This is a genomic window from Petrachloros mirabilis (assembly GCF_975968855.1).
The window spans coordinates 1-7,959 of the sequence record NZ_CDLUDY010000212.1; the positions used below are offsets into that span (position 1 = coordinate 1).

Here is a 7,959-nt window from a genome sequence, read left to right on the forward strand (position 1 = left end):
CCAAGGAGATCTTCGGCGGCTACTTCAAAGGGGGGCAGAATTGCTAGCAGGAGGAGAGCCCAAATCCAGCAGGCGGAGGTGGGTTTTGCATGCCAGGTTCGCCGACGCAACAAAGCGGCTACGAATCGGCATATCGCGGCCCTATAACTCGTTATTCTATTCATCATCAGCACTGTGGCGGCTTGTAAAGAGCACCAAGATATCTCCTTCCTGGAGCCGACCGGCTTGGTCCAGTTCAATGTATGAAAACATTGTCGATTTGCGATAGAGTCGGAGGACTAAATCCGGTTTGAGGTCAGCCGGCAGTTTCTCCACTTCCTCTGGTCGCACTTTCCGTTCTACTAAAGCGATTTTGCCTTGTGCCGTGAGGAGATCGTCCAGATAGTGAACCATATGTCCCTGGTCGACTGCCGCGGCAAGAATGTACCCGCCAAAGGTTGCAGGGGAAATAATCGCATCGGCTCCCCCTTGCTTGAATAATTTTACATTCTCTTCTTCCTTGGCACTCACAATTATACGCACGGTTGGATTTAAATGTCTGGCCGTGAGGAGGATGAGGGCGTTTGAATCATCAACTCCTCCCGCGATAATGACGGCCTTCGCCTTGTCGATGGCAGCCTCTCGCAAAGCGGCTTCTTGGGTGCCATCGGCTTGAAATCCGGCGATCCCCAACGTTCCCGCCAATCGGACCCGTTCTTCCTTCTTATCGACGACCAGTATTTGCTCCGCGTCGACACCTCTGGCCATCAGCTCTCTTGCCGCGGACATTCCCGTATGACCGAATCCACAGACGATGATATGTTCGTTGAGCGTCGCCTGAAGTTTCGCCATACGATAGCCCTCCATGTATTGACGGATGATTAACTGATAAGCCGTTCCGAGAAACAGAAACCAGACCGCAAATCGGATAGGCGTGACGACCAGTGCGTCGATCAGTCTCGCACGATCTGAAACAGGCACGATATCTCCGTACCCGACAGTCGTTACCGTAATCATCGTGAAGTAGAGTACGTCGGATAACGATATCGATTCGTCGCTGTGGTCGCGGAGTCCTTCACGATCCAACCAGAGCGTGGTGAAGACGAAGACAAAAAGGAGAAGGACAATTCCCAGCCGGATCACCAATATGGTGGTCGGAGAGAATTCGTTTGGTGTGACGATGACACGGGGACCGGTTGGAGCGGCACGACGATGAATGGCAGACCGCAGGCGGGACATCCAGCTTCGTCCGGGCAGGGCTGTCATGCGTCGAGGCCCCTCGCTCGGGCGTAAAAGACCGGTGTGCGATCCCCATTGGTTGAAAGGTTTGACGTTGACATTCCGGCAGTCACTCCGACGAGCGTTTCTGGGTGAGACGGAGCGCCTCCTCCAGCTCGCGAATCCGCGCACCCTGTGATTCGACCGTGGATTCTAAGGATCTGATCGTGCGTGTCTGTCGCCATCGCCGTCCAAGTGATGCGAGGAAAGTCAGGACAATTCCAGAACCGGCGGAGCCGAGAATGACCAGCACCAACGATGTCTGATGCTCCCACAACAACAAACGGACGGTCACCGCTTCTGTATTCTGAAGGGCGAATGCCGCTGTTAACAAGGCCAAAATCAGCGCCAGAAACAGATGCCCCATGGCGTACCTCCGCCTATGACCGAAGCTTCATATCGCTGCTGCAACAGCCGAGCGGCGTGCTCTGCTTATGACATACCCTCTTCCCATCATTGATGCCGACCGTAATAACAATGCTGGTCATGTCTTTCTGATTTCAACGATCTCCACGGTGAAGGCTATTATGGCTAAACTCGAACTTTCACGAAGTATTTGCCGTCTTGATTGTCAGGACACCGCTGCGGACGTGCAGATCGCGTTGAGGAAAGGGGATCTCGACGCCATTCTCTTTGAAGACGCGGCTGATCATGAAATTGAGTTGGCTTCTGAGTACACCCGGTGTCGTGATGAATTCGCGCGTCCAGACACGTAAGTTGAAGTTCAATGAGCTCTCGCCGAATTCTTCAAACAGCACATCGGGTTTCGGCTGTCGTAGCACTCCAGAATGGGCCTCAGCGACTTCCAGCAGCAATCGCCTGATTGTTTCCGGATCCGACCCGTAGGACACGCCGACGGGAATGGAGAACCTGACGTCCCTATCGGTGTAACTCCAATTGATCACGCGGCCGGTGATGAAATCCGAGTTGGGTACGATGACGGCGATATTGTCGTTGGTCACGACAGTCGTCGCACGCGGGGAGATCCTGACGACATCTCCATGTACATCTCCGACCTCGATTCGATCGCCGACTTTGATCGGACGCTCAAAGAGCAGGATAATGCCGCTGACCAAGTTGTTGGTGATGTTTTGAAGGCCGAAACCGATTCCAATTCCGAGTGCACCGGCCAGAACGGTCAGCGTGCTGAGATCGATGCCGGCCGTCTGCAGAATAATGACCAGCCCCGCTGTGACAACCACGTAGCGGATGATAGAACCGACCGCATATCGGACACCGATGTCCACTCGGCTGGTAGAAAGCAGTGTGGTGACGATCCAGGTCCTGAGCTTAGCCGTGATGACGAACAGCAGGACCGTCAACGCAGAGAGGTAGATCAGGGTGCCGAGCGTGATGGTCGTTTCGCCGCTGGTGTAGAGAGGGATGTCCCAGACTCGCGCACTATGGGTGGTAATGAGACCAGTATGATTCATCGTTATGTACAGGACGGTGCGGCCAATCCATAGCTTGTTGTTCAAGCAACGAAGAAGAGCGGACGCGAGCATACCAGAATTGTGTCTTTTTACGCCAACCTAACTTTTGGTTGACGCACATGCCTCAATTCAGCAGAAGCACGTCGCCTTCGAGTGCAGGCGATACGAACCTTCACAATCGATGTTCCATATGGTGAACTCCGCTATAGTGATTCGGGTAATGCCTGGCCCGAAATGCCGCTGGAGCTACCGTGTACACAATGAAGCCTTGATCTCACTTCGATCTTACGGCAAAGTGCCCAAACAGCTTCCTGGGATCAGCAGTGGGTTGCCGTCTTGCGGCTACCAGTTGATTCGACAGAAACCGAGTCCGACCGTTTAGTTGTCCTATGAGCATTCGTGCATTAGCCAAGCCCCTATTTCAGTCTCTTCTGGATGTGTTGCGAAATCATGGCTATCGAGTGGTTGGGCCGGTCCCTCGCGACGGCTCGGTCGCATGGGATACCGTCGAAAGAACGGCCGACCTTCCGATCGGATGGCGCGATATACAGGAACCAGGCCGGTATCGTCTGGAACGAACTGAAGGTGACCGTATCTTCGGGGTGGTTCATGGACCGCAATCCATGAAACCATTGAATTTCACTCCGCGAGAAACACTGCTCACCATCGAGCGAACGCGTAAGGGATTCCGGGCATCACCCACGGTGCCAGAATCGGAGAAGGTGGCTGTCCTCGGAGCCCGTCCCTGCGATGCAGCGGGTCTGGCCATTCAGGATCGGATCTTTCTCCACGACGCCTATGCAGATCCCTATTACCGGGCGAGGAGGGCTGGATTGTTCGTTGTCGTGGTGAACTGTACGAGAGCACTCTCCACGTGCTTCTGTGCTTCCATGGGAACGGGGCCGCGCTCACGCAGCGGTTTCGATCTGGCTCTCACCGAATTAGACCGGGTTTTTCTTGTTGAAACAGGAAGTCAGGCTGGCGAAGAGATACTTTCGGCACTTGCTAGCGAGTCTGCTGCAGAGGAACACACCGACGAAGCCAACGCCAGGATCGAGACCTGTGCGGCGAGTCAGGGGAGAAGCCTCGACACTTCCACGTTGCCTCAAGCGCTGTACGATGCGCATGAGCATCCTCGCTGGGACGACGTGGCATCACGTTGTTTGGCCTGCGGTAACTGCACCATGGTCTGTCCGACCTGCTTCTGCCATGCGGTGGAAGAGATTCCGGATGTGGAGCGTCAGCGGAGTGAACATGCGCGAGTATGGGATTCCTGTTTTACCCAGCACCATGGATACATTCACGGAAAGAATTTCCGGCCCACGATAAAGGATCGTTATCGAATGTGGCTGACACACAAGCTTGCATCCTGGATCGATCAGTTCGGTATGTCCGGCTGTGTCGGATGCGGACGCTGCATCAGCTGGTGCCCTGTCGGCATTGATCTCACCGAAGAACTGCCGGCTATGCTGAAGACCAAGGGCGATAACGGGGAGACGTCGGATCGAGTATGACATATTCGAAGCAGCCAGTCGTCGGAGTGCCGAAGGAGACCTATGCGGGGGAAGCATTAGTGGCGTTGATTCCCTCGCATGTGCCGCTGCTGACTAAATTAGGCATCCATGTGATGGTGGAAGCGGGAGCGGGGGAAGCCGCGGGTTTTGCGGATGAAGCCTACCGTGCAAAAGGTGTCCGTATCGCCACGGATCGCGCCGAGTTGTTCGGCTCGGCGGATATTTTACTTCAGGTCAGGACGCCGGGAGCAAACCCCGAGAAAGGCCGTGATGATTTGCGCTTGATCCGTCCTGAGCAGGTGCTGATCGGATTGGCCGAGCCGCTCGGGCAACCTGCCATGGCGAGTGAACTGGCACACCGGGGCGCCACCGTCTTTGCCATGGAACTGATGCCCCGGATCGCCCGCGCGCAAAGCATGGATGTGCTTTCGTCGCTTGCGACCATCGTGGGCTACAAGGCTGTGCTGTTGGCGGCATCCACATTGCCGAAGTTGTTTCCGATGTTGACCACGGCGGCCGGTACGATTCCGCCTGCGCGTGTGTTAGTTATCGGCGCCGGTGTCGCGGGGCTGCAGGCGATTGCCACGGCGCGTCGCCTGGGAGGAGTCGTGTCGGCCTATGACGTGCGGCTTGCTGCGAGAGAAGAGGCGCAAAGCCTGGGCGCCAAGTTTATCGAGATTTCTGTGGGGACGGACGACGGAGGGGAGTCAGATGGATATGCCAAAGCGTTGGGCGAGGACCTTTACCGGCGGCAGCGTGAATTATTGACTCCCGTTGTCACGGCAAGCGACGTCGTGATCACCACGGCGTCCGTACCGGGCAAGCCGGCACCGATGTTGATCTCGGCCGATATGGTATCGCGCATGGGGCGCGGTTCGGTCGTCGTGGACGTGGCTGCCGAGCGTGGCGGCAACTGCGAACTCACTCGGCCGAACGAAGTGATCGTGCATCATGGCGTTACCATCTTGGGACCGACTAACCTGCCCAGCACCGTGCCTGCTCATGCGAGCCAGATGTATGGAAAGAATATTGCCAGTTTCCTGCTTCACCTCTGCCGGGACGGCTCTTTACGGGTGGATCTGGCTGATGAGGTCACGCGTGAGACACTGCTGACGCGGAATGGAGAAGTCGTCAATTCCCGGGTGCGCACAATGATCAGAGACACGCACCACGAGGGTGTCGGAGAAAGGAAAAGGTGATGGAGACAGCCGTGCTCGGGTTGACGATTTTTGTGCTGGCCCTCTTCGTCGGTTTCGAGGTCATCATGAAGGTGCCCCCCACGCTTCATACGCCACTCATGTCAGGGGCCAATGCTATTTCAGGCATTACACTCGTGGGGGCATTGCTGGCTGCCGGGTCTGAGGGGGATCTGCTCTTGAGCGCACTGGGGTTTCTTGCCGTTGTATTTGCCACGATCAACGTGGTGGCGGGGTTTCTCGTGACGCACAGGATGCTCGCAATGTTCAAGGAAGGCCCCAGGAGGCGGCGATGAACAGCGCCTTGATCAATCTTGGATACTTGGGCGCGTCGGCTCTGTTTGTCATGGGGCTTAAAGGGCTCGCGCATCCTCGCACGGCGGTGCGGGGGAACTTTTTGGGCTCGATGGGGATGTTTGTAGCCGTTGTGCTGACACTCCTTGACCGGCGGATTCTCGGCTTCCAGACGATTGTTGTTGCGCTCTTGACCGGATCGGTCGTCGGCGCGACGTTGGCGCTGAAGATCGAGATGACCGCCATGCCGCAAATGGTGGCGCTCTTGAACGGGCTCGGCGGCGGAGCTTCGGTGCTGGTTGCCGGAGGGGGATTGCTGGGGAACAGGGACGCGGCCGTCTCGACACTCAGCCATTTCACAGCAGCCGCGGCCGCCTCCGGTGTCATTGGCGCCGTCACGTTCTGGGGCAGTGTCGTGGCCTTCGCTAAACTCCAATCACTCATCACTGACAGTGCCATTCGTTTTCCAGGCCAGTATGCCATCAATGCAGGTCTGTCTCTGGCTGCCGGGGGACTGGGACTCTGGCTTCTGATGACACCTGAATCCCATGACTTCTACTGGCTCGTCGTGGCGGTTTCATCGTTGCTGGGCCTCCTGCTTGTTCTGCCCGTTGGTGGGGCGGACATGCCGGTGGTGATCGCCTTGCTTAATTCCTGCTCCGGGCTGGCTGCTGCTGCGACAGGTTTCGTGCTCAACAACAACATATTAATCATCGCCGGATCGCTGGTCGGTGCTTCCGGGTTGATTCTCACACAGATCATGTGCCGGGCGATGAACCGATCGCTGGTGGAAGTGATGGCCGGATTCGCTCCGCCTGCACCGAAAGGCGGAGATGATACAGATATCTACGCAGGTCGCGTGAAGAGCGGCTCGCCGGAAGAAATCGCCGTGCTGTTCGAAACCGCACGCAGGGTCGTGATTGTGCCCGGCTTCGGAATGGCCGTCTCCCAGGCGCAACATAGCGTGGCACACCTCGCCGAGCTGTTGCGCTCGCGCGGCATCGAAGTCGAATTTGCCATCCACCCGGTGGCTGGACGCATGCCGGGACATATGAACGTCCTGCTGGCTGAGGCGAATGTTCCGTACGAACTGCTGAAGGATCTCGACGAGAGCAATCCCATGTTCGAGCAGACGGATCTGGCGCTCGTCATCGGCGCGAACGATGTGGTGAATCCGCTGGCACGGACCGACCCCACGAGCCCCATCGCCGGCATGCCGATTCTCGATGTGGACAAGGCGAGGACTGTCGTAGTGATAAAGCGAAGTTTGAGTCCCGGCTTTGCCGGTATCCCCAATCCTTTGTTTGCCGCCGACAATTCGATCATGCTGTTCGGTGATGGCCGAGAGATGGTGCAGGCGGTGCTGAAGATATTGAAGGAAGGCCGATGAAATCCGATCTGGTGAATGCGGCAGGAGATTCCATGGCCAACCCTTATCTGATCCAATCCGCCACCATCGTGTCGAAAACGCGAGAGACCGAGGGTATCGACACGTATCGATTGCGCTTCGCGGATGAGCGCGTTCGGCGGAACTTCCGCTTCCATGGCGGTCAGTTTAATATGCTCTATCTCTTCGGCGTCGGTGAGGTGGCGATCTCGATCGTGTCAGACCCAGACGAACACGAGTTTCTCGATCACACGATCCGTGTCGCGGGACGTGTAACCAGCGCAATATCTAAACTCGAAATCGGTGACTCCCTGGGAGTGCGCGGGCCGTTCGGGCGAGGATGGCCGTTGGACGAGTCGCGGGGCAAAGATATCGTCGTGGTGACAGGAGGGCTCGGCTGTGCGCCGGTTGTCGGTGCAATCGAGTACATCTTCCGGCGCCGGAAGAATTACAAAGCCGTCAGGATTCTTCACGGCGTAAAGACGCCGCATGACTTGCTGTATCGAGAACGGTTCGACAAATGGCGACATCAACCGGATACGGAGGTCTATTTAACCAGCGATCGAGCCGATAAGAGCTGGCAGTACCATGTCGGTGTGGTGACTGAACTGTTTCATGAGGTCAGGCTCGATCCTGCGAGGACTGTGGTGTTGATGTGCGGTCCCGAGATCATGATGCGGCTGGGGGCTCCTATCCTTGTCGAGCGCGGCGTGCTGCCGTCCGCAATCCACGTATCCCTGGAGCGGCATATGGAATGCGGTATCGGCCTCTGCGGACATTGCCAGATGGGGCCATATTTTCTCTGCAAAGATGGCCCGGTCATGTCGTACGACCGAGTGTCAGCGTGGTTGGGACGAGGGGGCGTCTGAAAATTCAAC

The 7,959-nt window shown here is 56.8% G+C and carries 8 protein-coding genes; 5 read left to right on the forward strand and 3 right to left on the reverse strand.

From position 1 onward, the window contains the following. Window positions 1-156: 156 nt before the first annotated feature. The 3 genes from ACWVCN_RS08690 to ACWVCN_RS08700 all read right to left on the reverse strand — a co-directional run bounded on the left by ACWVCN_RS08690 (window position 157) and on the right by ACWVCN_RS08700 (window position 2,690). Window positions 157-1,245 (reverse strand): potassium channel family protein, encoded by a 1,089-nt coding sequence (locus ACWVCN_RS08690; RefSeq protein ID WP_455245171.1) that lies wholly within the window; start codon window positions 1,243-1,245, stop codon window positions 157-159. Window positions 1,246-1,327: 82 nt separating this feature from the next. Continuing rightward, complete coding sequence (locus tag ACWVCN_RS08695; protein ID WP_455245172.1) at window positions 1,328-1,624, reverse strand: LapA family protein; 297 nt, start codon at window positions 1,622-1,624, stop codon at window positions 1,328-1,330. 178 nt (window positions 1,625-1,802) lie between these two features. Continuing rightward, on the reverse strand, window positions 1,803-2,690 hold the full coding sequence (locus tag ACWVCN_RS08700; protein ID WP_455245173.1) for a mechanosensitive ion channel family protein: 888 nt from the start codon (window positions 2,688-2,690) through the stop codon (window positions 1,803-1,805). 389 nt (window positions 2,691-3,079) lie between these two features. On the opposite strand from ACWVCN_RS08700, the gene ACWVCN_RS08705 reads away from it, so the two are divergent. Genes ACWVCN_RS08705 through ACWVCN_RS08725 form a run of 5 tightly spaced genes read left to right on the forward strand, consistent with a single transcriptional unit; the run spans window position 3,080 to window position 7,950 of the window. Then, a complete protein-coding gene (locus ACWVCN_RS08705) occupies window positions 3,080-4,204 on the forward strand; it encodes a 4Fe-4S dicluster domain-containing protein (protein ID WP_455245174.1) in 1,125 nt (374 codons plus the stop codon). Further along, window positions 4,201-5,403 (forward strand): Re/Si-specific NAD(P)(+) transhydrogenase subunit alpha, encoded by a 1,203-nt coding sequence (locus ACWVCN_RS08710; RefSeq protein ID WP_455245175.1) that lies wholly within the window; start codon window positions 4,201-4,203, stop codon window positions 5,401-5,403. Before ACWVCN_RS08705 ends, ACWVCN_RS08710 begins: the two co-directional genes overlap by 4 nt. After that, a complete protein-coding gene (locus ACWVCN_RS08715; protein ID WP_455245176.1) occupies window positions 5,403-5,696 on the forward strand; it encodes an NAD(P) transhydrogenase subunit alpha in 294 nt (97 codons plus the stop codon). The genes ACWVCN_RS08710 and ACWVCN_RS08715 overlap by 1 nt, the downstream gene beginning before the upstream one ends. Continuing rightward, window positions 5,693-7,084 carry an NAD(P)(+) transhydrogenase (Re/Si-specific) subunit beta gene (locus ACWVCN_RS08720; RefSeq protein ID WP_455245177.1) on the forward strand — a complete coding sequence of 464 codons (1,392 nt, stop codon included), beginning with the start codon at window positions 5,693-5,695 and terminating at the stop codon, window positions 7,082-7,084. The genes ACWVCN_RS08715 and ACWVCN_RS08720 overlap by 4 nt, the downstream gene beginning before the upstream one ends. Beyond that, window positions 7,081-7,950, forward strand: coding sequence for an FAD/NAD(P)-binding protein (locus ACWVCN_RS08725; RefSeq protein WP_455245178.1), 870 nt, complete (start codon window positions 7,081-7,083; stop codon window positions 7,948-7,950). The genes ACWVCN_RS08720 and ACWVCN_RS08725 overlap by 4 nt, the downstream gene beginning before the upstream one ends. Window positions 7,951-7,959: the final 9 nt, after the last annotated feature.

Bases quoted from the DNA above. Each gene is read 5' to 3' on its own strand.
- ACWVCN_RS08700 (WP_455245173.1), bottom strand. From the start codon at position 2,690: ATGAATCATACTGGTCTCATTACCACCCATAGTGCGCGAGTCTGGGAC.
- ACWVCN_RS08710 (WP_455245175.1), top strand. From the start codon at position 4,201: ATGACATATTCGAAGCAGCCAGTCGTCGGAGTGCCGAAGGAGACCTAT.
- ACWVCN_RS08725 (WP_455245178.1), top strand. From the start codon at position 7,081: ATGAAATCCGATCTGGTGAATGCGGCAGGAGATTCCATGGCCAACCCT.
- ACWVCN_RS08690 (WP_455245171.1), bottom strand. From the start codon at position 1,245: ATGACAGCCCTGCCCGGACGAAGCTGGATGTCCCGCCTGCGGTCTGCC.
- ACWVCN_RS08705 (WP_455245174.1), top strand. From the start codon at position 3,080: ATGAGCATTCGTGCATTAGCCAAGCCCCTATTTCAGTCTCTTCTGGAT.
- ACWVCN_RS08720 (WP_455245177.1), top strand. From the start codon at position 5,693: ATGAACAGCGCCTTGATCAATCTTGGATACTTGGGCGCGTCGGCTCTG.
- ACWVCN_RS08695 (WP_455245172.1), bottom strand. From the start codon at position 1,624: ATGGGGCATCTGTTTCTGGCGCTGATTTTGGCCTTGTTAACAGCGGCA.
- ACWVCN_RS08715 (WP_455245176.1), top strand. From the start codon at position 5,403: ATGGAGACAGCCGTGCTCGGGTTGACGATTTTTGTGCTGGCCCTCTTC.